This window comes from Phenylobacterium sp., assembly GCF_031984885.1.
Classification (GTDB): Bacteria; Pseudomonadota; Alphaproteobacteria; order Caulobacterales; family Caulobacteraceae; genus Phenylobacterium.
Window position 1 is genome coordinate 44,754 of the sequence record NZ_DAMABV010000001.1, and the last position, 24,776, is coordinate 69,529.

At 70.1% G+C, this 24,776-nt stretch carries 31 protein-coding genes; 13 read left to right on the top strand and 18 right to left on the bottom strand.

All coding sequences use genetic code 11. The features are described 5' to 3' along the window. Positions 1 to 42: 42 nt before the first annotated feature. A complete protein-coding gene (gene ispH / locus RTL41_RS00230; protein ID WP_312160139.1) occupies positions 43 to 1,005 on the top strand; it encodes a 4-hydroxy-3-methylbut-2-enyl diphosphate reductase in 963 nt (320 codons plus the stop codon). Here the strand turns inward: ispH and RTL41_RS00235 are convergent. Together RTL41_RS00235 and RTL41_RS00240 are read right to left on the bottom strand one after the other, a co-directional pair. Further along, complete coding sequence (locus RTL41_RS00235) at positions 995 to 1,384, bottom strand: type II toxin-antitoxin system death-on-curing family toxin (protein WP_312160141.1); 390 nt, start codon at positions 1,382 to 1,384, stop codon at positions 995 to 997. The two genes, ispH and RTL41_RS00235, sit on opposite strands and share 11 nt — an antisense overlap. After that, the gene (locus RTL41_RS00240) at positions 1,381 to 1,608 is read right to left on the bottom strand and encodes an AbrB/MazE/SpoVT family DNA-binding domain-containing protein (protein WP_312160143.1); all 228 of its coding nucleotides are present in this window, start codon (positions 1,606 to 1,608) and stop codon (positions 1,381 to 1,383) included. Before RTL41_RS00240 ends, RTL41_RS00235 begins: the two co-directional genes overlap by 4 nt. A gap of 95 nt (positions 1,609 to 1,703) precedes the next feature. Here RTL41_RS00240 and thrB point away from each other — a divergent pair, with 95 nt between their 5' ends. Genes thrB through RTL41_RS00255 form a run of 3 tightly spaced genes read left to right on the top strand, consistent with a single transcriptional unit; the run spans position 1,704 to position 3,647 of the window. Beyond that, complete coding sequence (gene thrB, locus RTL41_RS00245) at positions 1,704 to 2,672, top strand: homoserine kinase (protein WP_312160145.1); 969 nt, start codon at positions 1,704 to 1,706, stop codon at positions 2,670 to 2,672. Further along, the gene (gene rnhA, locus RTL41_RS00250; protein ID WP_312160146.1) at positions 2,669 to 3,112 is read left to right on the top strand and encodes a ribonuclease HI; all 444 of its coding nucleotides are present in this window, start codon (positions 2,669 to 2,671) and stop codon (positions 3,110 to 3,112) included. The genes thrB and rnhA overlap by 4 nt, the downstream gene beginning before the upstream one ends. 55 nt (positions 3,113 to 3,167) lie before the next feature. Then, positions 3,168 to 3,647: a MarR family transcriptional regulator gene (locus RTL41_RS00255; RefSeq protein ID WP_312160148.1), complete on the top strand. Its 480-nt coding sequence runs from the start codon at positions 3,168 to 3,170 to the stop codon at positions 3,645 to 3,647. Here the strand turns inward: RTL41_RS00255 and RTL41_RS00260 are convergent. Genes RTL41_RS00260 through RTL41_RS00270 form a run of 3 tightly spaced genes read right to left on the bottom strand, consistent with a single transcriptional unit; the run spans position 3,607 to position 5,496 of the window. Continuing rightward, complete coding sequence (locus tag RTL41_RS00260) at positions 3,607 to 4,065, bottom strand: NfeD family protein (RefSeq protein WP_312160150.1); 459 nt, start codon at positions 4,063 to 4,065, stop codon at positions 3,607 to 3,609. The genes RTL41_RS00255 and RTL41_RS00260 overlap by 41 nt on opposite strands. 4 nt (positions 4,066 to 4,069) lie before the next feature. Beyond that, positions 4,070 to 5,035, bottom strand: coding sequence for an SPFH domain-containing protein (locus tag RTL41_RS00265; protein ID WP_312160151.1), 966 nt, complete (start codon positions 5,033 to 5,035; stop codon positions 4,070 to 4,072). A gap of 29 nt (positions 5,036 to 5,064) precedes the next feature. Then, positions 5,065 to 5,496 (bottom strand): TIGR02301 family protein, encoded by a 432-nt coding sequence (locus tag RTL41_RS00270; protein WP_312160153.1) that lies wholly within the window; start codon positions 5,494 to 5,496, stop codon positions 5,065 to 5,067. 86 nt (positions 5,497 to 5,582) lie between these two features. Here RTL41_RS00270 and RTL41_RS00275 point away from each other — a divergent pair, with 86 nt between their 5' ends. Then, positions 5,583 to 6,092, top strand: coding sequence for a hypothetical protein (locus RTL41_RS00275; protein ID WP_312160155.1), 510 nt, complete (start codon positions 5,583 to 5,585; stop codon positions 6,090 to 6,092). On the opposite strand, the gene RTL41_RS00280 is transcribed toward RTL41_RS00275, so the two are convergent. Continuing rightward, complete coding sequence (locus tag RTL41_RS00280; protein ID WP_312160158.1) at positions 6,089 to 7,006, bottom strand: LysR family transcriptional regulator; 918 nt, start codon at positions 7,004 to 7,006, stop codon at positions 6,089 to 6,091. The two genes, RTL41_RS00275 and RTL41_RS00280, sit on opposite strands and share 4 nt — an antisense overlap. A 184-nt stretch (positions 7,007 to 7,190) precedes the next feature. Here RTL41_RS00280 and RTL41_RS00285 point away from each other — a divergent pair, with 184 nt between their 5' ends. Continuing rightward, positions 7,191 to 7,889: a pirin family protein gene (locus RTL41_RS00285; RefSeq protein ID WP_312160161.1), complete on the top strand. Its 699-nt coding sequence runs from the start codon at positions 7,191 to 7,193 to the stop codon at positions 7,887 to 7,889. A 71-nt stretch (positions 7,890 to 7,960) separates the two neighbouring features. Continuing rightward, positions 7,961 to 8,560, top strand: a complete 600-nt coding sequence (wrbA, locus tag RTL41_RS00290; RefSeq protein ID WP_312160163.1) for an NAD(P)H:quinone oxidoreductase — start codon at positions 7,961 to 7,963, stop codon at positions 8,558 to 8,560. A gap of 94 nt (positions 8,561 to 8,654) precedes the next feature. Here wrbA and RTL41_RS00295 read toward each other — a convergent pair whose 3' ends face one another. After that, positions 8,655 to 9,632, bottom strand: a complete 978-nt coding sequence (locus tag RTL41_RS00295) for a nitronate monooxygenase family protein (protein WP_312160164.1) — start codon at positions 9,630 to 9,632, stop codon at positions 8,655 to 8,657. A gap of 215 nt (positions 9,633 to 9,847) precedes the next feature. After that, positions 9,848 to 10,630, bottom strand: a complete 783-nt coding sequence (locus tag RTL41_RS00300; RefSeq protein WP_312160167.1) for an SDR family oxidoreductase — start codon at positions 10,628 to 10,630, stop codon at positions 9,848 to 9,850. Between the two features lie 186 nt (positions 10,631 to 10,816). Here RTL41_RS00300 and RTL41_RS00305 point away from each other — a divergent pair, with 186 nt between their 5' ends. Further along, complete coding sequence (locus tag RTL41_RS00305; protein ID WP_312160169.1) at positions 10,817 to 11,230, top strand: HXXEE domain-containing protein; 414 nt, start codon at positions 10,817 to 10,819, stop codon at positions 11,228 to 11,230. 75 nt (positions 11,231 to 11,305) lie between these two features. Then, complete coding sequence (locus RTL41_RS00310) at positions 11,306 to 11,746, top strand: hypothetical protein (RefSeq protein WP_312160171.1); 441 nt, start codon at positions 11,306 to 11,308, stop codon at positions 11,744 to 11,746. Positions 11,747 to 11,769: 23 nt separating this feature from the next. On the opposite strand, the gene RTL41_RS00315 is transcribed toward RTL41_RS00310, so the two are convergent. The 4 genes from RTL41_RS00315 to RTL41_RS00330 all read right to left on the bottom strand — a co-directional run bounded on the left by RTL41_RS00315 (position 11,770) and on the right by RTL41_RS00330 (position 15,213). Beyond that, positions 11,770 to 12,567 carry a 3-hydroxybutyrate dehydrogenase gene (locus tag RTL41_RS00315; RefSeq protein ID WP_312160172.1) on the bottom strand — a complete coding sequence of 266 codons (798 nt, stop codon included), beginning with the start codon at positions 12,565 to 12,567 and terminating at the stop codon, positions 11,770 to 11,772. Between the two features lie 4 nt (positions 12,568 to 12,571). Further along, positions 12,572 to 13,372, bottom strand: coding sequence for a peroxide stress protein YaaA (gene yaaA / locus RTL41_RS00320; protein ID WP_312160174.1), 801 nt, complete (start codon positions 13,370 to 13,372; stop codon positions 12,572 to 12,574). Positions 13,373 to 13,379: 7 nt separating this feature from the next. Continuing rightward, positions 13,380 to 14,789: an FAD-binding oxidoreductase gene (locus RTL41_RS00325; protein ID WP_312160176.1), complete on the bottom strand. Its 1,410-nt coding sequence runs from the start codon at positions 14,787 to 14,789 to the stop codon at positions 13,380 to 13,382. A gap of 115 nt (positions 14,790 to 14,904) precedes the next feature. Next, the gene (locus RTL41_RS00330) at positions 14,905 to 15,213 is read right to left on the bottom strand and encodes a YciI family protein (protein WP_312160178.1); all 309 of its coding nucleotides are present in this window, start codon (positions 15,211 to 15,213) and stop codon (positions 14,905 to 14,907) included. A gap of 250 nt (positions 15,214 to 15,463) precedes the next feature. Here RTL41_RS00330 and RTL41_RS00335 point away from each other — a divergent pair, with 250 nt between their 5' ends. Then, positions 15,464 to 15,766, top strand: a complete 303-nt coding sequence (locus RTL41_RS00335) for a hypothetical protein (RefSeq protein WP_312160180.1) — start codon at positions 15,464 to 15,466, stop codon at positions 15,764 to 15,766. Positions 15,767 to 15,862: 96 nt separating this feature from the next. Then, on the top strand, positions 15,863 to 16,501 hold the full coding sequence (locus RTL41_RS00340; RefSeq protein WP_312160181.1) for a glutathione S-transferase family protein: 639 nt from the start codon (positions 15,863 to 15,865) through the stop codon (positions 16,499 to 16,501). 27 nt (positions 16,502 to 16,528) lie between these two features. On the opposite strand, the gene RTL41_RS00345 is transcribed toward RTL41_RS00340, so the two are convergent. The 3 genes from RTL41_RS00345 to RTL41_RS00355 form a co-directional block, all read right to left on the bottom strand. Then, a complete protein-coding gene (locus tag RTL41_RS00345) occupies positions 16,529 to 16,804 on the bottom strand; it encodes a hypothetical protein (protein ID WP_312160183.1) in 276 nt (91 codons plus the stop codon). Positions 16,805 to 16,982: 178 nt separating this feature from the next. Next, positions 16,983 to 17,861, bottom strand: coding sequence for an L-threonylcarbamoyladenylate synthase (locus tag RTL41_RS00350; RefSeq protein ID WP_409418298.1), 879 nt, complete (start codon positions 17,859 to 17,861; stop codon positions 16,983 to 16,985). A 17-nt stretch (positions 17,862 to 17,878) separates the two neighbouring features. Continuing rightward, entirely contained in the window at positions 17,879 to 19,234 is a 1,356-nt protein-coding gene (locus tag RTL41_RS00355) for a YceI family protein (protein ID WP_312160186.1), read from the bottom strand. 291 nt (positions 19,235 to 19,525) lie between these two features. Here RTL41_RS00355 and RTL41_RS00360 point away from each other — a divergent pair, with 291 nt between their 5' ends. Continuing rightward, a complete protein-coding gene (locus RTL41_RS00360; RefSeq protein ID WP_312160187.1) occupies positions 19,526 to 21,268 on the top strand; it encodes an acyl-CoA dehydrogenase in 1,743 nt (580 codons plus the stop codon). 3 nt (positions 21,269 to 21,271) lie between these two features. On the opposite strand, the gene RTL41_RS00365 is transcribed toward RTL41_RS00360, so the two are convergent. Next, positions 21,272 to 21,754 (bottom strand): peroxiredoxin, encoded by a 483-nt coding sequence (locus tag RTL41_RS00365; protein WP_312160189.1) that lies wholly within the window; start codon positions 21,752 to 21,754, stop codon positions 21,272 to 21,274. A 113-nt stretch (positions 21,755 to 21,867) separates the two neighbouring features. Between RTL41_RS00365 and RTL41_RS00370 the strand changes: the two genes are divergently transcribed. After that, positions 21,868 to 22,437, top strand: coding sequence for a YqgE/AlgH family protein (locus RTL41_RS00370; RefSeq protein ID WP_312160191.1), 570 nt, complete (start codon positions 21,868 to 21,870; stop codon positions 22,435 to 22,437). Here RTL41_RS00370 and RTL41_RS00375 read toward each other — a convergent pair. Together RTL41_RS00375 and RTL41_RS00380 are read right to left on the bottom strand one after the other, a co-directional pair. Further along, complete coding sequence (locus tag RTL41_RS00375; protein ID WP_312160193.1) at positions 22,434 to 24,092, bottom strand: bifunctional diguanylate cyclase/phosphodiesterase; 1,659 nt, start codon at positions 24,090 to 24,092, stop codon at positions 22,434 to 22,436. The two genes, RTL41_RS00370 and RTL41_RS00375, sit on opposite strands and share 4 nt — an antisense overlap. A gap of 60 nt (positions 24,093 to 24,152) precedes the next feature. Continuing rightward, the gene (locus tag RTL41_RS00380) at positions 24,153 to 24,764 is read right to left on the bottom strand and encodes a GNAT family protein (protein ID WP_312160196.1); all 612 of its coding nucleotides are present in this window, start codon (positions 24,762 to 24,764) and stop codon (positions 24,153 to 24,155) included. Between the last annotated feature and the right edge of the window lie 12 nt (positions 24,765 to 24,776).

Below are 24,776 nucleotides of genomic sequence, written 5' to 3' on the forward strand. Positions count from 1 at the left end.
CGCGGCTGGCGGACGCCGCCCCGAACGCCTAACTTGCGCCCCATGTTGCAAGAGCCCCGCCCTCGCCCGCCGCTGACGGTCCTGCTGGCCACGCCGCGCGGGTTCTGCGCCGGCGTCGACCGCGCCATCCAGATCGTCGAGCGCGCCATCGAGAAATACGGGGCGCCGGTCTATGTGCGGCACGAGATCGTCCACAATCGCCACGTGGTCGAGCGCCTGAAGGACCTGGGCGCGGTGTTCGTCGAGGAGCTGTCGGAGTGCCCGACCGACCGCCCGGTGGTGTTCTCCGCCCATGGCGTGCCCAAGTCGGTGCCGGCCGAGGCCAAGGGCCGCCAGATGCTCTATCTCGACGCCACCTGCCCCTTGGTCTCCAAGGTGCACGTCGAGGCCCAGCGCCACTACGACGCCGGCAAGGAGATCGTGCTGATCGGCCACGCCGGCCATCCCGAGGTGGTCGGCACCATGGGCCAGCTTCCCGAGGGCGTGGTCCGGCTGATCGAGACCGTCGAGGACGCCCGCGCCTTCACGCCCAAGGACCCGGCCAACGTCGCCTTCGCCACCCAGACCACCCTGTCGGTGGACGACACCGCCGAGATCGTCGCCGCCCTGCGCGAGCGCTTCCCCGACATCGCCGCCCCGCACAAGGAAGACATCTGCTACGCCACCACCAACCGCCAGGACGCCGTCAAGGCGGTGGCGGCGCGCGCGCAGGTGCTGCTGGTGCTCGGCTCGGCCAACTCGTCCAACTCCGTGCGCCTGGTCGAGGTCGGCAAGCGCTCGGGGGCCAAGGGCGCCTACCTGATCGACGACGCCCGCGGCCTGGACCTCGCCTGGCTGGACGGCGTCTCGACCGTCGGGGTCACCGCCGGCGCCTCGGCCCCCGAGGTGCTGGTGCAGGGCCTGATCGACAAGCTGGGCGAAGCCTTCGACGTCACCGTCGAGGAAGTCGACACCGTGCGCGAGACGGTCAGCTTCAAGCTGCCGCGGGCGCTGATCAGCGCCTGACGGTCCGCGCCCGCATCCAGTCGGCCAACTGGTCGACGTCCCGGTTCCCGGCCGCCACGCCCAGCACGGTGAGCGCCGCATCCGCGTGTTCGGCGACCAGTTGCAGGCCGTTCAGCAGCAGGAACAGGCCGCCCGCCAGGAAAGCCGCGCGCTTGTTCCCGTCAGCGAAGGGATGATTGGCCGCCACGCCCACGACATAGGTCGCGCCCAGCACATGCAGGTCGTTGATTTCCTCGTAGTGGAAACGGTTGGCCGGCCGCTGCAAGGCCGATTCCAGCAGCCCTTCGTCGCGCACGCCCGATACCCCGCCGTGCAGGGCGATGCTGCGATCGTGCAGGATCAGAAGCGCGTCCTTGGAGACCCAACGCGGCTCGTTCACTTGGCCAGCGCCCGGAACGTATCCCGGTACTGATCCATGAACTGCTCGCCGAGCGCGACCTCCTCGGCCACCTCCGGGCTATAGGCGGAAAGCCGCATCTCGCCGCTGGCGGCCTCGGTCAGATAGACCGTGTCGCCCTTTTCCACGCCCAGCTTGAGGAGCGCTTCCCTGGGGAGCACCACTCCGACGGAGTTTCCGATCTGCGTGAGTTTCAGGGTGATCATGGCGGCCTCTGCATAAGCGCAGCGGCCGTTATAACGCATGTAATACCTCAAGTCGACTTGACCGGCCGCCCGCGCTCCCGCATCCCGGCGCCACCATGGCCGTCTACACCGATATCTCCGACGAGGAGCTAAGCGCCCTCCTCTCCGACTTCGACCTCGGGGCGCCGCTGGCGTTCAAGGGCATCGCCGAGGGCGTCGAGAACTCCAACTTCCTGCTCGAGACCGAGGCCGGCCAGTTCATCCTGACCGTCTACGAGAAGCGAGTGCGCGAGGACGAGCTGCCTTTCTTCCTGGGCCTCACCCGCTGGCTGGCCCAGCACGGCTATCCCTCGGCCACGCCGATGATCGACCGGTCCGGCGAGGCGCTCAAGCGCGTGCGCGGCAAGCCCTGCGCGATCTTCTCCTTCCTGCCCGGCCTCTCCGTGCGCCGCCCGAGCGCCGCCCACTGCCGCGAGGCCGGCGAGGGCCTGGCCCGGCTGCACCTGGCCGCGCAGGGCTTTTCCATGACCCGGCCCAACGACCTGGGCCAGGACGCCTGGGCGCCGATGTTCGCGGGGCTGAAGGCCGACGCCGAGGCCCTCAAGCCCGGCCTGGCCGCCGTGATCGAGGGCGACCTGCAGCGCATCGCCGCGGCCTGGCCCCAGGACCTGCCCAGCGGCGTGATCCACGCCGACTACTTCCCCGACAACGTCTTCTTCCACCAGGGCGGCAAGTTCGCCGGGACCATCGACTTCTATTTCGCCTGCAACGACGCCCTGGCCTACGACATCGCCGTGGCCCTGAACGCCTGGTGCTTCGAGCCCGACGGCAGCTTCAACATCACCAGCGCCCGCGCCATGCTGGCCGGCTACGAGGCCCACCGCCCGCTGACCCCGGCCGAGCGCGCCGCCCTGCCGGTGCTGGCCCACGGCGCGGCCATGCGGTTCTTCCTGACCCGGCTGCACGACTGGGGGGCGACGCCGGCCGGCGCCCTGGTGCGGCCCAAGGACCCGCTGGAGTACGAGCGCAAGCTGGCCGTCCACCGCGCGGCCCCCGATCTCGTCCTGCTGGGCGAGGCCTCGTGACGCCCCAGGTCGTGATCTACACCGACGGCGCCTGCTCGGGGAATCCGGGCCCGGGCGGCTGGGGCGCGGTGATGCTCTCCGGCGAGCACGTCAAGGAGATCTGCGGCGGCGAGCCGGGCAGCACCAACAACCGCATGGAGCTGATGGCCGCCATCCAGGCGCTGGAAGCCCTGAAGAAGCCCTGCAAGGTCGAGCTCCACACCGACAGCACCTATGTGATGAAGGGCATCTCGGAGTGGATCCACGGCTGGAAGAAGCGCGGCTGGAAGACGGCCGACAACAAGCCGGTCAAGAACGACGACCTGTGGCGGCGGCTCGACGCCGCCCGCCTGCGCCACGAGGTCTCGTGGAAGTGGGTCAAGGGCCACGCCGGCCACGAACTGAACGAGCGCGCCGACGCGCTCGCCCGCAAGGGCCTGGAGCAAGCGCGCAAGGCTTGACCGTTAGATATCGAACCATAACAGTGTTCGACATCAAATAACGGGAGGCCGAATCATGGCCCCGACCCTTCAGGACCGCCCCGACGTCGCGGTGTTCAGCGAGATCGGCGTCATCGAGCACCTGATCCGGCAGTCGGTGGCCCACCACCTGCCGCCCGGCATGACCTACGCCCACTTCGAACTGCTGCAGCACTTCCATCGGGTCGGCGACGGCCAGACGCCGGCCGAGCTGGCCCGCGAGATGATGCTGTCCAAGGCCGCGCTCACCAACATCCTGCAGCGGATGAGCGCGCTGGGCCTGGTCAGCGTGCTGGGCGACGTCAGCGACGGCCGCAAGAAGCGCGTGCGGCTGACCCGGGCCGGCCAGGAGACCCACGCCGGCGTGCTCAAGGACATGAAGTGGAAGATGGACCTGCTGCGCGAGGGGTTCACGGAAGGCGAGTTCCGTCAGGCCCTGCCCTTCCTGCGCAACCTGCGCCTCTTCCTCGAGGAGGTCAGTGCGGGCCCCGCACCCGAAGCCTCGAGCCGCCGCTGAGCCCGATCACCTCGACGATCGCCTCCAGTTCCAGCGGCGCGCCGTCCTCGGACTCCGCCGCCCACTCCTTGCCGTCGATCAGCACCCGGCCCGCGCCGTGCACGAAGGCGGCCGAGACCCGCCCCTTGTGGCCGACCAGCCGCCCGACATTGTCGTTGATGTCGGTGGTCGGATGGCGCTCGCGCGGCCAGAAGCGCCGCGCCACCAGGGTCGTCACGATGGTCAGCACCGCGAACAGGCCGATCTCGACCACCGCGTTGTCGGTGAACAGGCTGATCACCGCCACCACCGCCGCGCAGGCCGCCGGCCACAGCAGCCAGCCCGACCCGAAGGCGATCTCCACCGCCAGCACCGCGGCCCCCACGGCCGCCCAGACCCAGAAGCCGTGCGCGATGTAGAACTCGGCCAGCGGGCTCATCGGGTCAGGCTCCGGTCGGGGGGACGGCTCCACGCCCGGCGCGCGGCGCCGGACGCGGCGGCTCGTCGGTGCGGATGGTCTTCACCAGTTCCCCGACCCCGGCCAGCGAGCCGACCAGGGCCGACATTTCCGCGGGCACGATCACGGTCTTCTGCTGCGGGCTGTCGGCCAGCTTGGCGAAGGCCTCGACGTATTTCTGGGCGACGAAGTAGTTGATGGCGTTGACGTCGCCGCGGGCGATGGCCTCCGACACCATGGCCGTCGCCTTGGCCTCGGCCTCGGCCTCGCGTTCGCGCGCCTCGGCGTCGCGATAGGCCGCTTCGCGGCGGCCCTCGGCCTCCAGGATCGCCGCCTGCTTGGCGCCCTCGGCGCGGGCGATGGCGGCGGACTTCTCGCCGTCGGCCTCGGTGATCACCGCCCGGCGCTCGCGCTCGGCCTTCATCTGCCGGGCCATGGCGTTGGTGATGTCCGGCGGCGGCATCAGGTCCTTGATCTCGATCCGCGCGACCTTCACGCCCCAGGGGCCGGTGGCCGCGTCGATCACGTGCAGCAGGCGCGAATTGATCTGGTCGCGCTGCGAGAGCACCTCGTCCAGCTCCATCGACCCGACCACCGTGCGCAGGTTGGTCATCGCCAGTTGGGCGATGGCGTAGTTGAGGTTGTCGACCCGATAGGCGGCCGCCGCGGCGTCCATCACCTGGATGAAGACGATGCCGTCGACCTTCACCACCGCGTTGTCCTTGGTGATCACCTCCTGCTGGGGCACGTCCAGGACCTGCTCCATCATGTTCACCTTGCGGCCGATCCCCTCGACGAACGGGGTCAGGAAGCTGATGCCCGGCGGCAGCGTGCGGGTGTAGCGGCCAAAGCGCTCCACCGTGAACTCGCGCCCCTGCGGCACGATCTTGATGGCTCCGAACAGGATCACCAAAGCCAGGATCAGTAGGACGACGACCGCAGTCAGTTCCATGACAACCTCCCCGAGAACCGGAGACTACACTAGCGCGGCGCAGGCTCCGCCGTCACGCCTTCCTCTTCGGGCGCGAACGGCATGACGCCCGTGCGATACTTGGCGTGGGCCAGCGTGGTCGAAAGCTCGCGCCCGCGGACTGCGGTCATCTCCTGGGCGCGCCGCGCCCCGTCGTCGCACGACCGGTAGAGTCGCCGCATCTCGGCGAAGCCGGCGTTGAAGCTGTCCTGCAACTGGCGCTCCAGCTCGGCGTCGGCCTGCTCGGTCTCCACCAGCCGCGTCATGCGCGAGCGCCAGTACGTGTCGTCCGCCCCGTCGCAGGCTTGGCGCAGGGCGTGGCTTTCGCCCAGCACCCGCGTCAGCCCGACCAGCGACTGGCGCATCTCGGCCGAGCGGTCCTGGGCCGAGGCGGCCGGCGCGGCGAGCAGCAGCAGCGGCGCGATCAGGAGGAAGGAGCGCATGGGCCGCACTTAAATCCGCCGGCGGCCGCTTGTCACCCGCCGCCCTGAGGGGCTAGCGCTCCTCGTCCAGCCCTTGAGAGACGTTCATGCGCCTGCTGCCCATCGTCCTGGCCCTCGCCGTCGCCTCGCCCGCCGCCGCGGCCGAGCCCGCCAAGCCGGCCCCGAAGGCGCCGGCCTTCGACGCCCGCGACCCGGCCGCCCTGGTCGGGCTGCTGGCCGCCATGGACGCCAAGGCGAGCGTGGTGAGCTCCGGCGAGGGGGTCGCCGTCCTCGACATCGTCACCCCCGGCGGCAAGTTCGGCGCGCAGTTCGTCGACTGCGACGCCAAGGGCAAGGCCTGCGGCATGGTCGCCTTCTCGACCGCGTTCGAGCGGCGCGGCCCGACCCTGGCGCAGATCAACGTCTTCAACCGCACCCAGGTCGCCTGCCGCGGCTACCTCACCGACGACGGACGCTCGAACGTGATGTACGGGGCGATGCTGACCGCGCGCATGCCCGCGGCCGAGATGCGGCAGCACCTGGGCGTCTGGCAGGGTTGCCTCTCGACCTTCGGCCGCTTCAACCGCGACCCGCAGGCCTTCAGCATCGGGAACTAGAGCCCGGTCTCCCAGGGGACGGCCGCCAGCCGCTCGGCCAGGAAGTCCATCAGCACCTTGACCCGCACCGGCCGCAGCCGCCCCGGCGGGCTGACGATGTGCAGCGCCGGATTGGGCGGGCGCCAATCGCACATCGCCGTTTCCAGCGCGCCCGCCTTCAGGTCGCGCCAGCAGATGAACTCCGGCTGCAGCGCCACGCCCAGGCCCGCCCGCAACGAGGCGCTGAGGCTCTCGGAACTGTTCACCCGCATCGGGCCGGCGACCGTCACGCTCTGTTCCTCGCCCGCCGCATTGGTGAACCGCCACAGGTCCGGGCTCTCGACATTGGCGTAGGTGAAGCAGCGGTGCTGGGCCAGGTCGCGCGGGTGCGCCGGCTTGCCGAACGCCTCGAAATAGCGCGGCGCCCCGACCAGCATCACCCGCATGTCGCAGATCTTGCGCGCCAGCAGCGAGGAGTCCTGAAGTTGGGCGATCCGCACCGCCAGGTCGTATCCCTCGGCGACCAGGTCCACCTTGTGGTCGGCCAGGTTCACGTCGAGCGTCACCTCCGGATAGCGGGCCAGGAAGTCGGGCAGGATGTCGGCCATGTGCAGCAGGCCGAATGACACCGGCGCGGCCAGCCGCACCAGCCCGCGCGGGATCGCCGACTGGGCCGCCGTCTCCGCCTCCACCGCCTCGCCCTCGGCCAGGATGCGGTTGGCGCGCTCCAGCGCCGCGCGGCCGCTCTCGGTCAGCGACAGCCGCCGCGAGGTCCGGTGGAACAGACTGGCGCCCAGGCGCGCTTCCAGGCGGCTGATCGCCTTGGAGACGGTGGCCTTGGAGAGCTCCAGCTCGTCGGCGGCGCGGGCGAACGAACCGGCCTCGGCCACCCTGGCGAAGATCGCCCAGGCCTCGAAATCAGGAAGCTTTGACATCGCACTTTCGGAAACAGTCTGTTTCCATCGTTTCTATTTCTAAATCTCCAGGGATCGCTACCTTTTTCTCGAACGGACGGCCCCCGTCCCGGAGCGTAGCAGCCGTAAGTGGATGCCGGTTACGGCGCCGGCCACGCTCCGAATGTCTGAATCGAGCCCTTAGCCGGGCTCAAGGGAGATGCACATGATCGACCTTCGCCCCTTCAACACCCTCGGCGGCGCCAACCACGGCTGGCTCGACGCCAAGCATCACTTCTCGTTCGCCGACTATCACGATCCCAAGCGGATGAGCTGGGGCGCCCTGCGCGTCTGGAACGACGACAAGATCGCCCCGAACTCCGGCTTCCCGCCGCACCCGCACGCGAACATGGAGATCATCACCTATGTCCGCACCGGGGCCATCACCCACCAGGACAGCATGGGCAACCAGGGCCGGACCGAGGCGGGCGACGTCCAGGTGATGAGCGCCGGCTCGGGCGTCCGTCATGCCGAGTACAACGTCGAGAACGAAGACACGACGCTGTTCCAGATCTGGATCCTGCCGACCAAGGCCGGCGGCGAGCCCTCCTGGGGCGCCAAGCCCTTCCCCAAGGGCGACCGCGCCGGGAAGTTCGTGACCCTGGCCAGCGGCGTCGACGGCGACGAGGACGCCCTGCCGATCCGCGCCGACGGCCGCGTGGCCGCCGCCACGCTGAAGGCCGGCGAGACCACCGAGTACCAGCTCGGCGAAGGCCGCTACGCCTATCTCGTGCCCGCCACCGGCGCGATCGAGGTCAACGGCGTCAAGGCCAACGCCCGCGACGGCCTGGCCATCCGCGACGAAGCGACCATCCGCGTCACGGCCCTGGAGGACGCCGAACTCGTCCTCGTCGACGCCGCCTGACGCAAACTGGGCCCGGACGCTCCCCCGTCCGGGCCGCTCCTTTTTTCACCCCGAAAGCCAGGAACCGCCCGATGACCAAAGTCCTCGTCCTCTATCACTCGACCTACGGCCACATCGAAACCATGGCCAAGGCCGTCGCCGAAGGCGCGCGCGAAGCCGGCGCCAGCGTCGACATCAAGCGCGTTCCCGAGACCGTGCCGGACGAGCTGGCCAAGGCCTCGGGCTACAAGCTCGACCAGGAGGCCCCGATCGCCACCGTCGAGGACCTGGCGAACTACGACGCGATCATCGTCGGGGTCGGCACGCGCTATGGCCGCATGGCCTCGCAGATGGCGGCGTTCTGGGATCAGACCGGCGGGCTGTGGGCCAAGGGCGCCCTGGTCGGCAAGGTCGGCGGGGTCTTCACCTCCACCGCCACCCAGCACGGCGGCCAGGAGACCACCATCATCTCGACCATCACCCAGTTGCTGCACCACGGCATGGTCATCGTCGGCCTGCCCTACGCCTGGGCCGGCCAGATGCGTCAGGACGAGATCACCGGCGGCAGCCCCTACGGCGCCTCGACCATCACCGCTGGGGACGGCTCGCGCCAGCCCAGCGCCAACGAACTGGACGGCGCGCGCTTCCAGGGCCGCCACCTGGCCCAGATTGCGGCCAAGGTCGCCGCGTAGCGTCCAGACGACCGGCGGAAGGCCGCACACCCCTTCCGCCGCAACGCCGCGCCCGTCCCCGCCAGCCCCGGGGGCGGGCGCTTTTCGTTGCAGCCTAGGCCGGAACGCCCGCCCGCAGTTTGGCGGTGCGGTCGATGGCCGCCTCGGCTTCCTTGATCAGGTTGGCGACGATCTGCGCCGCCGGCAGCACCTCATGCACGCCGCCGGCCGACTGGCCCATGGCGAAGCAGGAGCGGTCGGGGTCCAGGCCCTCGATCTGGCCGCCGATCCCGCCCATCACCCCGGCCCGGCTCGACAGCATCGCCTGCATCGGGAAGGGCTGGATGTCCTGGGGCCGGGTCTCCCATTCCTCGACATAGGGGTTCTTCTTCACCCGCATCGGCTTGCCCGAGTAGGAGCGAGTGCGGACCGTGTCCTCGTCCGCCGCCTCCAGGATCGCCTGGCGGTAGAGCTCGCCGGCATGGGCCTCCGTCGAGGCGATGAACCGGGTGCCCATCCAGACGCCGGTCGCGCCCAGCGTCAGGGCCGCGGCCAGGCCCCGGCCGTCATAGAGGCCGCCCGCGGCCACCACCGGGATCTTCACCGCCTCGACCGCCTGGGCCACCAGCGGCATGGTGCCGACCAGGCCCGTATGCCCGCCGCCCTCGCCGCCCTGGCAGATGACGGCGTCGCAGCCGGCCTGCTCGGCCTTGACCGCGTGCTTCACCGCCCCGCAGACGACCATGACCTTCAGGCCCGCCTTCTTGAGCTTCTCCATGATCGGCATCGGCACGCCCAGCCCGGCGACGAAGGACGAGGCGCCCTCCTCGATGATGATCTCGACCGAGGCGGTCAGGCTCTCCGGCGAGGCGGCCAGCAGGTCGACCCCGAACGGCTTGTCGGTCAGCGACTTCACCTTGCGCATCTCGTCGCGGATGAACTCGGGCGTGCGGCCGGCCATGCCGAGCACGCCATAGCCGCCGGCGTTGGACACCGCCGCCGCCAGTTCGGCGTAGGAAACGCCGCCCATGCCCGCGAGCATGATCGGGTGCTTCACGCCCAGCAGATCACAAAGCGGAGTATGCAGGGTCATCGAAATCCTCCCAAATCTTATGCCGGGGAGGATGGCGCCCGGCGGCCCGTCTGGAAACCATGACCCGACGTCAGCGGCTCCGCCGCCACCGCCGCCGCCAACGTGTCATCCCGGTTTGCGCAGCAAGACCGGGACCCATGAACACCGGATGGATCAGGATGCGGCTCGGCCGCGCCCCCTCTTCGCCTCCGGCGAAACCGGGATGACAGCCGACCTCAGAAGATCGCATACCCCCCGTCGATCAGCACCGAGTCCCCGGTGTGGAACGCCGAGGCGTCCGACGCGAAATAGACCGCCATGCCGCCGAAGTCGGCCGGCTTGCCCCAGCGCCGCATCGGCACGCGCTTGATGACGTTGTCGTTGAACTTGTCGTTGTCCTGCGCCCCGGCCGTCATGTCGGTGGCGATCCAGCCGGGCAGGATGCAGTTGGCCCGCACGCCATAGCGCGCATGCTCGACCGCGATGGCGCGGATCATCGGGATCAGCGCGCCCTTGGTGGCCGCATAGGCCTCGTTGCGCGCCGCGCCGTCCAGCGCCGAGAGCGAGGAGATCGCCACCAGCGAGCCGCCATGGTCGCCCTGGCCCGAGCGCTCGACCATGTGCTTGCAGGCCTCGCGGAAGGTGAAGAACACCCCGTCCAGATTGACCGACAGCACCTTGCGATAGGTGTCGGTCGGGAACTCGGCGAACGACCTGGCCCCGCCGCCGATGCCGGCGTTGGCGATCACCGTGTCGACCCGGCCCATCTTGCTCACCGCCTCGGCCATGCCGGCGCGCACCGCCTCCTCGTCGGCCACGTCGACCACCTGGGTCAGCACCCGCACGCCGGTGGCTTTGAGCTTCTCGGCCGCGTCGGCGTTCTTCTGGGGGTTCGAGCCCCAGATGACGATGTCGGCGCCGGCCTGGGCCATGGCCTCGACCATGCCAAAGCCGATGCCGCCGTTGCCGCCGGTCACCAGCGCCACCTTGCCGGTCAGGTCGAATGGTTTGTAGGCCACGAGCGCCTCCCTCGTTTTCAAACGTTTGTTGGGCCACAAGGAGCGTGCTTCCGCCGGGGCCGTCAAGCGCCCCGGTTGACTTCCGCCCCGCCTGGGGCGCTCGATCGCTCGCTGCACGGAGCCGCGACATGCCCAAGCTCTACGACCGCCCGCCTTCATCCTGCGCCGCCCGGCCGGGCGGCTGAGATGGGCCGCCGCCGCGCCGCCGGCCTGCTGCTGATCAGCGCGCTCGCCCTGCACAATCTGGAGGAGGGCCTGGCCTATTCCCTGATGCGCGGCCGGGTGGCCGCCATGCTGCATCACCTTGGCCTGGGCTGGTGGTCGCCGGCGCCGGAGATGTTCGCCCTGGTCCTGACCCTGCTGACCCTCAGCGTCGGGGCCCTGGTCGGCTGGGCGGCGACCGGCGCGACCTCCGGGATCAAGATCGGCGTGCTGCGGGCCGTCGCGGCCCTCCTGCTGATCAACGTGGCCCTGCCCCACCTTCCGGCGGCCGCGGTCCTCGGCGGCTACGCCCCCGGCGTCCTGACCTCGCTGCTGGTCAACCTGCCCGTCTCGCTCTGGGTCCTGTACAGGCTGCGAGAGTCCGCACAACCTGGATAACGTTGTTCTCCAGGCTACGGCAGAGCAATCTCCCCGCGCGCATCCCTGCGCGACACAACCAAGGGAGAGTTACGCGTGAGAACGATCCTTCTATCGGCCGCCCTGGCCCTGGCCATCGGCGGCTCGGCCATGGCCCAGAACGCCGCCAGGACCTACGACCTGGGCCCGGTCTGGCAGGTCAGCTACATCGAGACCAAGCCCGGCATGTTCGACGACTACATGGCCTATCTGAACTCGACCTGGCGCGGCATCCAGGAGGCCGAAAAGGCCCGGGGCGACGTCCTCGACTATCGCGTCCTGGCGATCGACTCCCCGCGTGACGGCGAGGCCGACGTCATCCTGATGATCCAGTACAAGAACATGGCCGTCTTCGACCGCAGCCTGGACGAGGACGAGGCCACCATGGCCAAGGCCTTCGGCAGCATCCCCAAGAGCAACCAGGCCGCCGTTTCGCGCGAATCCATCCGCGTGCTGCGGGGCGGCCTCACCGCCCGCGAGCTGAAGTTCAAGAAGTAAGGCCGTTGCGGGCGGGGACCTTCTCAGGTCGCCGTCCAGCCGCCGTCCACGACCATCGCCGCGCCCGTCGCCGAGGCCCCGAGGTCGGACACCAGATAGAGCAGCATTCCGGCCAGGTGCTCGTACTCGACGAACTTCTTGGTCGGCTGGGCCGCCAGGATGACCTCCTCCATCACCCGGTCCTCGGGAATGCCGCGGGTCTTGGCCTGGTCGACGATCTGCGCCTCGATCAGCGGCGTCTTCACATAGCCGGGGCAGATGGCGTTGGCGGTGATTCCGGTCCGCGCCAGCTCGACGCCCAGGCCCTTGGTGAAGCCCACCACCCCATGCTTGGCCGCCACGTAGGGCGCCTTGAACGGCGAGGCGACCAGCCCGTGCGCCGAGGCGATGTTGACGATCCGCCCGCGCCCTTGCGCCTTCATGATCGGGATCGCCGCGCGGCTGGCGTGGAAGGTCGAGGACAGGATGATCGCGATCAGCGCATCCCACTTCTCCGGCGGGAACTCGTCCACCGGGGCGACATGCTGGATGCCGGCGTTGTTGACCAGGATGTCCAGCCGGCCGAACTCGCGCACCGCATAGTCGATCAGGTCGGTGATCTCGTCCGGCTTGGTCATGTCCGCGCCGTGGTAGCGGATCGCCGCATTGGTGCGGGCCTGCAGCGCCGCGCGGTCGGCCTCGATCTTGGCCGGGTCGCCGAAGCCGTTGAGGATCACGTTGACCCCCTGCTCGGCCAGCGCGGCGGCGAGCGCCTGGCCGATCCCGCTGGTGGAGCCGGTGATGACGGCCACATGGCCCTGCAACCCATAGTCGACGGCCATCCGATCAGTCCTTCTGCTTTCTGGCCGCCGACGGCGGCGGAGGCTGGGGCCGCGAGAACACCCATTCGGCGTCGCTCGAGGCGCTCTTCTGGAAACGATAGCCCTCGCTGTCGAAGGCCTTGAGATCCTCGGCCTTCTCGATCCCGTGGTCGATGGCGTAGCGGGCCATCAGCCCGCGCGCCTTCTTGGCGTAGAACGAGATGATCTTCGACGACCCGTCCTTCTCCTCGAAGAACTTCGTGGTCACCACCGGCAGCTTGATCGCATTGCGGTCGACGGCGCCGAAATATTCCTGGCTGGCGCAGTTGACCAGGGTCGGGTCCTTGTGGTCCGCGCCCGCCTCGTTCAGGGCCTTGGCGATGCGGTCGCCCCAGAAGTCGTAGAGGCTGGCCCCGCGCCGGGTCTTGATCCGCACGCCCATCTCCAGGCGATAGGGCTGGATCGCGTCCAGCGGCCGCAGCACGCCGTAGAGCCCCGACAGGATGCGCAGGTGCTTCTGGGCGAAGGCCAGGCGCTTCTTGTCCAGGCCGCGCGCCTTCAGCCCCGAATAGACGTCGCCGTTGAAGGCGAAGGCGGCCTGCAGCCCGTCCTCCATCGCCGGATCGAAGGCCTGGAACCGCTCGCGGTTGAGCTGCGCCAGCTTGTCCGACAGGTCCATCATCTTCTTCAGGTCGGAGACCTTGAGCTTCTTGGCCGTGACGCTGAGCTCGGCGATGTCGGCCCCCATCTGCGGCGTCGTCATCGGCGCGGCGATGTCCGGCCGCGTGAAATCGAGCGCCTTGGCGGGGGAGATGACGATCAGCATGGGGACTTCAGAAAAGGACTCGCGGATTCATGATCCGCTTCGGGTCCAGGCTTAGCCGGATCGCCGAGAGCGCCGCAACCTCGACCGGCGACTTATAACGCCTCGCCTCGTCGGTCTTCATCGATCCCAGCCCATGCTCGGCCGAGATCGAGCCGCCCATCGAAGCGACGATGTCGTGGACGATGCGCGAGCCTTCGGCCCGCAGCGCCGCATGGGCGCCGTCGTCGCCGCCGTCCGGCCGGATGACGTCGTAGTGGATGTTGCCGTCGCCGACATGGCCGAAGGCGGTCACCCGGCAGCCGGGAACCAGCGCCTCCATCCGCGCCGTCGCCTCGTTCAGGAACGCCGCCACCCGGCTGACCGGCACCGAGACGTCGTGCTTCCAGGTCGCGCCCTCGGGCTTCTGGCCCGGCGACTGGTTCTCGCGCACCGACCAGAAGGCCCTGGCCTGGGCCTCGCTCTGGGCCACGGCGGCGTCGCGCACCAGCCCGTCCTCCAGCGCGGCGGCCAGCAGCCGCTCCATGGCGTTCTCGGCCGCGCCGGGCTCGCCCGAGGCGATCTCCACCAGCACGTACCAGGGATGAACCTCGCTCAGCGGATCGCGCTGGTTCGGGATGTTCCTCAGCACGAACTCGATCCCGCGGCGGCCCATCAGCTCGAACGCCTCGACCGCGCCGCCCGCCTCGTCCTTGGCGCGGGCCAGCAGCCGGATCGCCGCCTCGGGGTCGTCCACCGCGGCGATGGCGGTGGCGCGCGAGACCAGCACCGGGAACAGCTTCAGGCTGGCGGCGGTCACCACCCCCAGCGTCCCTTCCGCCCCGATCAGCAACTGCTTGAGATCATAGCCGGTGTTGTCCTTGCGCAGGCGCTTGAGCCCGTTCCAGATCTCGCCATTGGGCAGCACCGCCTCCAGCCCCAGCACCAGGTCGCGGGTGTTGCCATAGCGCAGCACCGCGGTGCCCCCGGCGTTGGTCGAGACGATGCCGCCGATGGTCGCCGTGCCCTGGGAGGCGATGTCCAGCGGGAAGCGCCGCCCGGCCTCCAGCGCCGCGTCGTGCGCCGCCTGCAGCGTCACCCCGGCCTCGGCCACCAGCACGTCGTCGAAGGCGTCGACGTCGCGGATCGCCCGCATCCGCTCGGTCGAGAGCAGGATCTCGCCCAGCGGGATCTGGCCGCCGACCAGGCCGGTATTGCCCCCCTGCGGAACGATCGGGACCCCGGCCTCGGCGCAGACCCCGACCACCGCCGCCACCTCGCGGGTCGTCTTCGGCAGGGCCAGAAAGGGCGTGTTGCCCTGCCAGCGGTCGCGCCATTCCACCAGCTTGGGCGCCAACCGGTCGGGGTCCTGGCTCCAGCCGCCCTCGCCGAGCACGGCCTTGAGGCGGGAAATGACGTCGGCGGGCACGGGAACGGTCATGACGCCGACCCTAGGCCCGCGCCCCGCCCCCTTGAACTCAAATTTCGTCTCGCCCTGGAGTTGGTTCGGACAGGCCCCCGAGGGCCTGCATATGCTGCGGGCGGCGAGACGTCCGTTATCTCGTCTTGCCGCGGGCGGGATCGTCCGCGAACGCGCCGAACATCGGGTCCCACGACAGGATCGTGAGCTCGTCGATCAAACCCTCCACCGCGAAGGGATCGAGGGCGATGAGCTGCTCGACCTCCTCGCGGTCGTCCGCCGTCACGAGGATGAAGCCGGCGCGCTTGCCAAGGCCCTCTACAGGGCCCGACGCCCGGATCTTCCCCACCGCTATCAGGGATTTGAGATAGTCGACGTGGGAGACGACATGGCGGCCCCAACCTTCGCCGTCAGGGTGCGTCATCGTCACCAGGAAGAACGCCATGGGCCTCTCTCTCGTCTGAACCTTGCCCGCCTCTTGCCACGTCCGCCGCGAGCGCGCCATGGCGCGAACCAGGGGACCGCCTTCGCTTCGGCGACATTCCCGAGGCCCCCCGCCTATGCCTTCGCAACGGGTTCAGGAGTGAATCGACCCGTCGCGAACCCGCCGAATCAAGGACGATGTCCGCCCATTGCAGACGTCAGCCCCTCGCCCATGCTAGGCGCCGAGGTCAGCCCCCATCGCGAGGAACATCATGACCCTGCAGGATCAACCCGCCTACATCATCAGGATGCGCGCGAAGCCCGGATCGGGGGACAAGCTCTTTGAGCTTGCAACCGTCGGCATGGCCAAGTCCGGCGCCTCGGATCGGTTCATTATCTTGCGCGAGAGGCAAGACCCCGACGTGCTGTGGAACGTCGAGGTGTTCAGATCGACGGAGGCGAAGGACGAATATGAGAACAGCCCTCTCGCCGACTTGCTGCGCGATGAAATCATAGACCTCCTGGCCGAACCCCCGATGCGGATTGAAGCCAGCCCGTATTCCGCGGCGCCTTGAGGAAGCCGCCGCCCGGAACCGCCGGCCGGGAACGGCTGTTGCCAAACCGCTGTCAGCAGCCTCGGGATATGTCATCGCGATCAAAGGGAGCCGACCATGTCCGACCTCGTCTTCTACACCAACCCCATGTCGCGCGGCCGCATCATCCGCTGGATGCTCGAGGAGGTCGGCCAGCCCTACGAGACCAGGATCCTGCGCTGGGAGACCGGAGAGGCGAAGGGCGCCGACTATCTCGCCATCAATCCGATGGGCAAGGTGCCCGCCATCGTCCATGACGGGGTGGTCGTCACCGAATGCGCCGCCATCTGCGCCTACCTCGCCGACGCCTTCCCCCAGGCCGGTCTGGCTCCGCCCGCGCACAGCCCGCTGCGCGGTCCCTACTATCGCTGGCTGTTCTTCGGGGCCGGCCCGATCGAGCAGGCCGTGGGCGCCAAGGCGGTGGACCTGGAACCGACGATCGAACAGCGCAGCATGCTGGGCTTCGGCTGCATCGAGGACGTCCTGGCGACCGTGGAGGGCGCGGTCGAGAGCCGCCCATATCTCGTCGGCGACAGCTTCACCGCCGCCGACCTCTATCTCGCCTCCCACCTGTCCTGGGGGATGAACTTCGGCACGATCGAAAAGCGCCCGGCGTTCGAGACCTATGTGGAGCGCCACCTGCAGCGCCCCGCCGCACGGCGCGCCGACGAGATCGACAACGCGCTCATCGCCGCCGCCGCCCAGCCGACGTCCTAAAGCCGGGCCGCCGGCGACTTCGGCCGCTCAGCGCACCCCTTCCTTCTCCCTGGGAGCCGAGACGCGGCGCGTCCTGGCTTGCGCCTTGGGCTTGGGCAGCAGTCGGAAGCGCGTCTGGCACCAGGCGAAGTCGACGCCCACGTCGAGCAAGGCGTCGGAACGTCCGCACGGGCAGGCGAAGTCCATGACCGCGAGGACCCGGTAGGTCTCCCCGGCCTGGAGGGGCACCGGCCTTCCCGTGACATGGTTTGGGGCGGCGTTGACGCAGAGAACCAGATCGCCAGGGCCGACGGCGTCACTCATGGCTTTCTTCCCTTGGCCCGCAGGGCGATCGCACATGGAGGTCGCCCTATTTTTCCTCCCCCCGCTGCGCAAGGGAGGAAAAGGGGCCAAGGCCATATGCGATACCCCTGCCTACAATGGGTGAAGACTAGACCCGGACCCCCAGGGCGCAAAGACCGCTTTCCGACCGCGCGCCCGCCTAACCCACGAACCCCGCGGCGCGCTTCAGGCGGTCGTTGATCGCCTCGCCCAGCCCCTCGTGCGGGATCGGGGCGACGGCGATGGCGGCTGGGTCGGTGCGGTCGGCGTCGCGCAGATAGGCGAAGAGGCGCGCGGCGGCCTCGCGCAGGTCGCCGGTCGGGCTGAGGTTCCAGCGGTGCTCGCCCGGACCGAAGGCCAGGTACGCCTCCCCCGCCCGCGGCGCGGCGGCGTTCAGGCGCACCGGGGCCTTGGGCGAATAGTGCCGCGCCAGCCGCCCGGGCGAGCGCCTGGCGTCGGCCTCGGCTTCGGCCAGCGGGCCGATCACCGCCTCGATCTGCGCGCGGGTCACCGAGCCGGGCCGCAGCAGCCGCGGTTCGTCCAGCAGCGCCACCACCGTCGACTCCAGGCCGACCTCGCAGGGGCCGCCGTCGAGGGCGGCGGCGGCCGCCTCGCCGGTCTCCTCAATCGCGTCGGCATAGTTGGTCGGGCTGGGCCGGCCCGAGCGGTTGGCGGACGGCGCCACCACCGGCCCGCCGAACCGCGCCAGCAGCGCCTGGGCCAGCGGATGGGCCGGCGCGCGCACCGCCACGGTGTCGAGCCCGGCGCGGGCCAGGTCGCTCACCGCCCCGATGTCGGCCACCGGCAGCACCAGGGTCAGGGGACCGGGCCAGAACGCCGCGGCCAGCGCCCGCGCCCGATCGTCGAACCGGGCGATCTTCTCCGCCGCGGCCAGGTCGGCGACGTGCGAGATCAGCGGGTTGAAGCTCGGCCGCCCCTTGGCCTCGAAGATGGCGGCGACGGCCTGCGGGTTGGCGGCGTCGCCGGCCAGCCCATAGACCGTCTCGGTCGGCAGGATGACCAGTCGGCCCGCGCGCAGGGCTGCGGCGGCGGCGTCTAGCGCCGCGTCGCCGTCAGGTCGACGCTGACCTTCACCTCGGCCGGGATTTGATCGGTGCTCTTCCACTCGCCCTGTCCGACGCCAAAGGCCGTGCGGTCGAGGCTGGTTACACCGCTGACGCGCGCCTTGTCGCCCTCGATCTTGAGCGTGAACGGCAGGCGCTGCGGCTTGCTGACCCCGCGCAGGGTCAGGGTCCCGTGGGCGACATAGCGGTCCTCGCCGGTCTTCTCGAAGCGGGTGGCGGTGAAGGTCGCCCTGGCGTGGCTGGCGACGTCGAACCAGTCCGAGCCCTTGATCGACTCGTCGCGCTGGCCGTCTCCCGTCACCGCCGAGGCCAGGTCGATGCTGACGCTGACCTTGGACTTGTCGAGCGCCTCGGGGCTGAAGCGGATGTCGGCCCGCCAGCGGTCGAAGCGCCCCTCGATCGCCGTGCCGCTCCAGGAGGTCGCAAAGCCCAGGGTCGAGCCCGGGCTGACGGTCCAGGCCGAGGGTTCGGCGGCGGCCGGCTCGGCCTGGGCCGGAGCGGCCTCGGCGGGGCTCGCGGTTTCGGCGGGCGGGGCGGCGACGACCTCCGCCGGCGCCTCCTCGACCACGGCCGGCGGGGGCGGCAGCGGCCTGGAGGCCGGCGGGGCGGGCCGCACGGCGTATCCCGCGCCGATCACCGCCAGGGCCGCGACCGCGACGCCGAGCAGCCGCGGGTCGAACCAGGCGCCGGGCCGCGCGCCGGGCGCCATGTGCGCCAGCACCGGCTCGTCCTTGCTGAAGAGCTGGTGTTTCAGCGCCCCGGCCACGTGCAGCGCCACCAGGACATAGGCGCCCCAGGCCAGGACCTCGTGCCCGGTCTCGCCGAACGCGTGCCAGGCGGCCTTGGCCGGCGCGGCCAGGTGCGCCAGCCCCGGCACGTGCGGCCAGGGGATGACGCCGTAGAGCAGGGTCGGGACCTGGATCTTGCTGGCCGAGACCATGATCCAACCGGTGATCGGCAGCCCGATCATGATCACGTAGAGCCCGACGTGCGCGGCCTTCGCCAGCCATGTCTCCCAGTTCGCCATGCCGGCCGGCAACGGCGGCGGCCGGTGGGTCAGGCGCCAGCCCAGCCGGATCAGGCTGAGCAGCAGCACGGTGATCCCGATCGACTTGTGAAGCTGGACCAGGGCGAAGCCCTCCGGGGTCCGCCCCCCGCCCATCCGCCAGGCGATGATGACCTGGAAGACGATGGCCGCGGCGATCAGCCAGTGCAGGACGATGGCGACGGCGCTGTAGCGGCTGCGCCCCGGGGCGGTCTCGGACATCGGTCGGTACTTCCTGCTGCGCGCGACGACGACCACGATGCGCCGTCTCGGCAGGATCATGGAAGCGTCGATCGAAAACCTGCCGGTTGGCATGGCCAAGCTCGAAATTCCATATGGGCGACGATAGCCGGCTGGCTAGGGGCCGGCCGGCCGCGGATCGACCATCCTCCGCGCGATCCCCGGGGCCCGGGGCGGCGCAGACAGGCGCGCCACGCCTGGCCGGCCGCGGCTGCGCACCCGCCGACGCCCCTCAAGCCATTGACCCGACATTGACTTTCAATTTGGAACTCGTGGGGGCTTGGAGCGGCGCCGCGCCTCCCCTAAAGAACGCCTGACATATCGGAGTTCAGCATGTCCTTTCGCGCGCCCATCCGTGACCTTGCCCTTTCGCTGCGGATCGCCGGTCACCCGGCGCTCGTATCGGGCGCCTTTGCCGAACTCGATGACGATACGCTCGCCGCGGTGCTCGAGGCCGCCGGCGCCTTCACCGAGGAGCAGCTCGCCCCGCTCAATCGCAAGGGCGACCAGGTCGGCGCGCGCTACGAGAACGGCGCGGTGATCGCCGCACCGGGCTTCGCCGACGCCTACCAGGCCTTCGTCGCCGGCGGCTGGAACTCGCTGTCGGCCGATCCCGAGCATGGCGGCCAGGGCCTGACCAAGGCCATGGAGCTGGCGGTGTTCGAGATGGTCCACGCCTCGAACATGGCCTTCGGCCTCTGCCCGATGCTGACCCAGGGCGCGATCGAGGCGCTCGACCTGCACGGCACCGAGCGCCAGAAGTCGCTGGTCCTGCCCAAGCTGGTCTCGGGCGAATGGACCGGCACGATGAACCTCACCGAGCCGCAGGCCGGCTCGGACCTGGCCGCCGTCACCACCCGCGCCGAGCCCGACGGCCAGGGCGGCTATCGCCTGTACGGCCAGAAGATCTTCATCACCTGGGGCGACCACGACGCGGCCGACAACATCTGCCACCTGGTCCTGGCCCGCCTGCCCGACTCCCCGCCCGGCGTGAAGGGAATCTCGCTGTTCCTGGCGACCAAGCGCCTGGTCGAGGACGACGGCTCGCTGGGCGTGGCCAACGATCTGCGCGCCGGCTCGATCGAGCACAAGCTGGGCATCCACGGCTCGCCCACCTGCGTGATGCTGTTCGAAGGCGCCAGGGCCGAGCTGGTCGGCGAGGTGAACAACGGCATCGCCCATATGTTCGTGATGATGAACGCCGCGCGCCTGCAGGTCGGCGTCCAGGGCGTGGCCATCGCCGAACGCGCCTTCCAGCAGGCCCTGGCCTTCAGCCAGGAACGCCGGCAGGGCCGCGCCGTGTGGTCGGCCGAATATCCCGCCCCGCTCTACGGCCACCCGGACGTGCGCCGCTCGCTGCTGCTGATGAAGGCCAAGATCGAGGCCGCGCGCGGCATCTGCCTGACCACCGGCGTGCTGACCGACCTCGCCCGCCTGGCCCGGACCGACGCCGAGCGCGCCACCGCCAAGGCGCGCCAGGAGCTGCTGACCCCGATCGCCAAGGCCTGGTCGACCGACGTCGGCGTCGAGATCGCTTCCATGGGCCTGCAGATCCACGGCGGCATGGGCTTCATCGAGGAGACCGGCGCGGCCCAGCACTATCGCGACGCCCGCATCGCCCCGATCTACGAGGGCACCAACGGCATCCAGGCGATCGACCTGGTCGGCCGCAAGGTCTCGATGGAAGGCGGCGGCGTCATGGACGCGCTCTGCGCCGAGATGCACGCCACGGCCGAGGCGCTGGACGGCGGGCTCGCCCCGGTCGGGGCGCGGCTGGAGGCCGGGGTCGCGGCGCTGGAGCGCGCCACCGACTGGGTGCTGCAGAACAAGGGCCCCAACGCCCTGGCGGCCGCCACGCCCTATCTGAAGCTGGCCGGCGACGTGATCGGCGGCTGGATGCTGGCCCGGCAGGCCCAGGCCGTCGCCGAAGGTTCGGACGACTGGTCGAAGAGCAAGGCCGCCCTGGCCCGCGTCTACGCCAGCCAGGTCCTGGCCCAGGCCCCGGGCCTGGCCGACGGCCTGATGGAAAGCGCCGACGACCTCGAGGCCGTCGGCGCTCAGGCCCTGGGCGCTTGACGCCTAGAGCTGGGCCAGCATGTAGTCCGCGGCCGAGACCTTGAACTCGCCGGGAGCCTCGACGTTGAGCTCCTTCACCACGCCGTCCTCGACGATCATCGAGTAGCGCTGCGAGCGCACGCCCATGCCGAACTTGGAGGCGTCCATCTCCAGGCCGATCGCCTTGGTGAAGTCGCCGTTGCCGTCGCCCAGCATCAGGATGTCGCCGAGCACCGACTGGCTCTCGCCCCAGGCCTTCATCACGAAGGCGTCGTTGACCGAGATGCAGGCGATGGCGTCGACGCCCTTGGCCTTGAAGTCGGCGACGTGGTCCTTGAACCCCGGCAGGTGGCGGGCCGAGCAGGTCGGGGTGAAGGCGCCGGGCACCGCGAACAGGGCGACCTTCTTGCCGGCGAAGATCTCGTCGACGCTCATCGGCTTGGGGCCTTCGGCCGTTCCTGCGGAAAAGGTGGCGGCGGGCAGCTTGTCGCCGACTTTGATGGTCATGATCTGTCTCCCTGATCAGTTCAGGCCACCAGATAACGCCCTGCGCGGCCGCTTCAACGGCCTTATGTAACGCTATGACTTGAAAGAGCCGCGATCAGAGTCACATTCGAGGCATGGGAGACGGCGCTTTTCTTTCCGGCAAGATGCTGATCGCCATGCCGGGCATCGGCGACCCGCGCTTCGAGCGCGCGTTGGTGCTGATCTGCGCCCACGACGAAGGCCACGCCATGGGCATCGCGGTGAACCGGCCGGTGGAAGGCCTCACCCTGCCCGACCTGCTCGGCCGGCTGGACGTGAAGACCTCGGTCGACATGGCGCCGGACCTGGTGCTGCTGGGCGGTCCGGTCGACCGCGAACGCGGCTTCGTCCTGCACACCGACGACTACATGGCCGGCGAGCACAGCCTGGAGGTCGGCGAGGGCGTGGCCCTGACCGCGACGCGCGAGGTGCTGGAGGCGATGGCCGGCCACGGCCATCCGCCGCGGCGCTCGTTGCTGGCCCTGGGCTATGCCGGCTGGGGTCCCGGCCAGCTCGAGCGGGAGCTGCGCGAGAACGTCTGGCTGACCTGCGAGGCCGACGAGGCGCTGATCTTCGGACCCGACCACGCGCACAAATGGTCGAAGGCCCTGGCCAAGATCGGGGTCGACGCCAGCCTGCTGACCTCGACCGCCGGCCGCGCCTAGCCGCGCGCCTTCACCGGCGCGGCGCCGTCCACGTAGCTTTCGTTGAGATAGACCTCGGCCTCCTGCGGCGAGAGCGCCGGCGCATAGCCGAAGCCCTGGCCGTAGTCGCAGCCCAGCGAGAGCAGTTGGCGGGCCATCTGGGCGTTCTCGACCCCCTCGGCGACCACTTCCAGCGACAGGTCCTGGCCGAGCTTGACCACCGACGACACGATCTTGGCCGACCCCTCGTTGGTGGCCATGGTCCGCACGAAGTAGCGGTCGATCTTCAGGGTGTCGAACGGCAGCCGCGTCAGATAGCTGAGCGAGGAGAAGCCGGTTCCGAAATCGTCCAGCGCCAGGGCGGCGCCGGCCTCGCGCAGCTTGTGCAGGACGATCGCCGCGCGGTCCGGGTCGCGCATGACGTCGCCTTCGGTGACTTCCAGCTTCAGCGCGCCGGGCGGCAGGCCGGTCTCGCGGCGGATCTGGGCCACGTCCGAGATCAGGTCCGGGCGGTCGATCTCGCCGGTCGAGAGGTTGACCGCGACCGTCAGTTCGCCGGCCGCGCGGTGGTCGCGCCGCCAGCGGGCCAGTTGCTCGCCGGCCTGGCGCATCATCATGGCGCCCAGCTCGCTCATCAGCCCCATCTCCTCGCAGAGCGGCAGGAACTGGTCGGGGGTCAGCAGGCCCCGGCGCGGGTGGCGCCAGCGGACCAGGGCCTCGAAGCCGGACAGCGCGCCCGTCGAGAGCCGCACGATGGGCTGGTAGAAGGGCACGATCTCGTTGCGGCCCATGGCGCCGCGCAGGTCGCTCTCCAGGGCCAGGCGCGAGAGCCCGTCGCTCTCCAGGCTGCGGCCGTAGGCGGCCGCGCCGCCGCGCCCGCCGCTCTTGGCCGCCTCCACCGCCAGCTCGGCGCGGCGCAGCAGTTCGGCCGCTTCGGGCGCGTCCTCGCCGCCGACCGCCTCGACGGCGCCGATCGAGAGGGTCGGGTGAATGTCGAAGCCGGCGACCCGCAGCGGCTGCTCCAGCGCCTGGCGCAGGGTCTCGGCGGCCGACTGCTGGCTGACCGGGGTCAGCACCGCAAACTCGTCCTCGCCCACCCGCGCCAGCAGGGCGTGGGGCGGGAAGGCCGCGGCCAGGCGCGAGCCCAGGGCCGCCAGCACCAGGTCGGCGCGCTCGTGGCCCAGCGCCTCGTTCAGGCGGCGCAGGCGGTCGAGGTCGGCGACCACCAGTTCATGTTGTCCGGGATGGGCCAGGCGCTCCCTGGCGCGCGCGACGAAGCTCTTGCGGTCGAGCAGGCCGGTCAGACCGTCCAGGTCCGAGGCGGCGAACTTGGCTTCCGGCGCAACGACCCCGGCGGCGCGCAGCCCTTCCTCCAGCCAGACCCCGCGCCAGATGCAGACGCCGCCGCCGCGCATGCGCAGCCGCACGGAAATCTCGGCGCCCGGCTCCTGGACGCGCAGGATGTCCTCGGCCAGGGCGCGATCGGGCGGCAGCGCCAGCGCGCGCATCGCCGCCGACGAACATTCGGGCGCCAGCGGGCCAAGACCCAAGGCGCGCGAGGCGCCGGTCAGGTGCAGGCGATCCTTCTCGGGTTCCCAAAGCCAAAGGGCCACATCGGCGGCGCCTAGCGCCTCCAAGGTCGCGGTTGCGTCCCAGCTCCAACGATCGTTCGGCATTGTCTCAAGACATTTCTGGCCAACGCGCCGCAGAGCGGTTCGGCCCACGACAGCCGAGCGCTAAACAGACACTCCTTCGTCCGGGCCCTCGTGCGCCCGCAGCGGAGACACGAGACCGAACAGCACATGATCTCGCCAGACGCCGTTAATTTTCAGATAAGCCTGGGCGAGACCTTCCTCGCGGAACCCGGCTCGGTTGAGGAGCTGGCGCGAGGCCTCGTTGCTGGGCAGGCAGGCCGCTTCCAGGCGGTGAAGGGCCAAAGTGCGGAACGCGAACACCGTCAGGGCGCGGACCGCCCCCAGGGTTTGCCCTTGCCGCGCAAAGGGTTGGCCGCACCAATAGCCCACCGATCCCATCTGGGCGACGCCGCGCCGGATGTTGGACAGGGTGATGCCGCCGGTCAGGGCGTCGTCCCGGCTGCGGAACACGAAGAACGGATAGGCGGCGCCCGCCTCGCGGTCGCGGGCATAGGCGGTGAGCCTGCGGCGGAAGGCCGCACGGGTCAGGTCGTCGGCCGGCCAGGTCGGTTCCCAAGGCTGCAGGAAGTCGCGCGACTGCTGGCGCAGCTCCCGCCACTCGGCGAAATCCGCGGCGCGGGGCGGGCGCAGCCACACGCCGTCGCCCTCGATGCGCAGGCCGCTTTCCGGCGCGATCCAATCCAACAAGGCCATCGGCGGAACCTC

Coding starts and splice junctions, on each gene's coding strand:
- RTL41_RS00255 (WP_312160148.1), top strand. CDS start 3,168: ATGGCCCCGACCCTTCAGGACCGCCCCGACGTCGCGGTGTTCAGCGAG.
- RTL41_RS00325 (WP_312160176.1), bottom strand. CDS start 14,789: ATGACCGTTCCCGTGCCCGCCGACGTCATTTCCCGCCTCAAGGCCGTG.
- wrbA (WP_312160163.1), top strand. CDS start 7,961: ATGACCAAAGTCCTCGTCCTCTATCACTCGACCTACGGCCACATCGAA.
- RTL41_RS00275 (WP_312160155.1), top strand. CDS start 5,583: ATGCGCCTGCTGCCCATCGTCCTGGCCCTCGCCGTCGCCTCGCCCGCC.
- RTL41_RS00265 (WP_312160151.1), bottom strand. CDS start 5,035: ATGGAACTGACTGCGGTCGTCGTCCTACTGATCCTGGCTTTGGTGATC.
- yaaA (WP_312160174.1), bottom strand. CDS start 13,372: ATGCTGATCGTCATCTCCCCCGCCAAGGCGCTCGATTTCACGCGGCCG.
- RTL41_RS00330 (WP_312160178.1), bottom strand. CDS start 15,213: ATGGCGTTCTTCCTGGTGACGATGACGCACCCTGACGGCGAAGGTTGG.
- RTL41_RS00270 (WP_312160153.1), bottom strand. CDS start 5,496: ATGCGCTCCTTCCTCCTGATCGCGCCGCTGCTGCTGCTCGCCGCGCCG.
- RTL41_RS00345 (WP_312160183.1), bottom strand. CDS start 16,804: ATGAGTGACGCCGTCGGCCCTGGCGATCTGGTTCTCTGCGTCAACGCC.
- RTL41_RS00295 (WP_312160164.1), bottom strand. CDS start 9,632: ATGACCCTGCATACTCCGCTTTGTGATCTGCTGGGCGTGAAGCACCCG.
- RTL41_RS00285 (WP_312160161.1), top strand. CDS start 7,191: ATGATCGACCTTCGCCCCTTCAACACCCTCGGCGGCGCCAACCACGGC.
- RTL41_RS00360 (WP_312160187.1), top strand. CDS start 19,526: ATGTCCTTTCGCGCGCCCATCCGTGACCTTGCCCTTTCGCTGCGGATC.
- thrB (WP_312160145.1), top strand. CDS start 1,704: ATGGCCGTCTACACCGATATCTCCGACGAGGAGCTAAGCGCCCTCCTC.
- RTL41_RS00380 (WP_312160196.1), bottom strand. CDS start 24,764: ATGGCCTTGTTGGATTGGATCGCGCCGGAAAGCGGCCTGCGCATCGAG.
- RTL41_RS00240 (WP_312160143.1), bottom strand. CDS start 1,608: ATGATCACCCTGAAACTCACGCAGATCGGAAACTCCGTCGGAGTGGTG.
- RTL41_RS00355 (WP_312160186.1), bottom strand. CDS start 19,234: ATGATCCTGCCGAGACGGCGCATCGTGGTCGTCGTCGCGCGCAGCAGG.
- RTL41_RS00375 (WP_312160193.1), bottom strand. CDS start 24,092: ATGCCGAACGATCGTTGGAGCTGGGACGCAACCGCGACCTTGGAGGCG.
- RTL41_RS00370 (WP_312160191.1), top strand. CDS start 21,868: ATGGGAGACGGCGCTTTTCTTTCCGGCAAGATGCTGATCGCCATGCCG.
- ispH (WP_312160139.1), top strand. CDS start 43: ATGTTGCAAGAGCCCCGCCCTCGCCCGCCGCTGACGGTCCTGCTGGCC.
- RTL41_RS00305 (WP_312160169.1), top strand. CDS start 10,817: ATGGGCCGCCGCCGCGCCGCCGGCCTGCTGCTGATCAGCGCGCTCGCC.
- RTL41_RS00315 (WP_312160172.1), bottom strand. CDS start 12,567: ATGGCCGTCGACTATGGGTTGCAGGGCCATGTGGCCGTCATCACCGGC.
- RTL41_RS00260 (WP_312160150.1), bottom strand. CDS start 4,065: ATGAGCCCGCTGGCCGAGTTCTACATCGCGCACGGCTTCTGGGTCTGG.
- RTL41_RS00335 (WP_312160180.1), top strand. CDS start 15,464: ATGACCCTGCAGGATCAACCCGCCTACATCATCAGGATGCGCGCGAAG.
- RTL41_RS00340 (WP_312160181.1), top strand. CDS start 15,863: ATGTCCGACCTCGTCTTCTACACCAACCCCATGTCGCGCGGCCGCATC.
- RTL41_RS00280 (WP_312160158.1), bottom strand. CDS start 7,006: ATGTCAAAGCTTCCTGATTTCGAGGCCTGGGCGATCTTCGCCAGGGTG.
- RTL41_RS00365 (WP_312160189.1), bottom strand. CDS start 21,754: ATGACCATCAAAGTCGGCGACAAGCTGCCCGCCGCCACCTTTTCCGCA.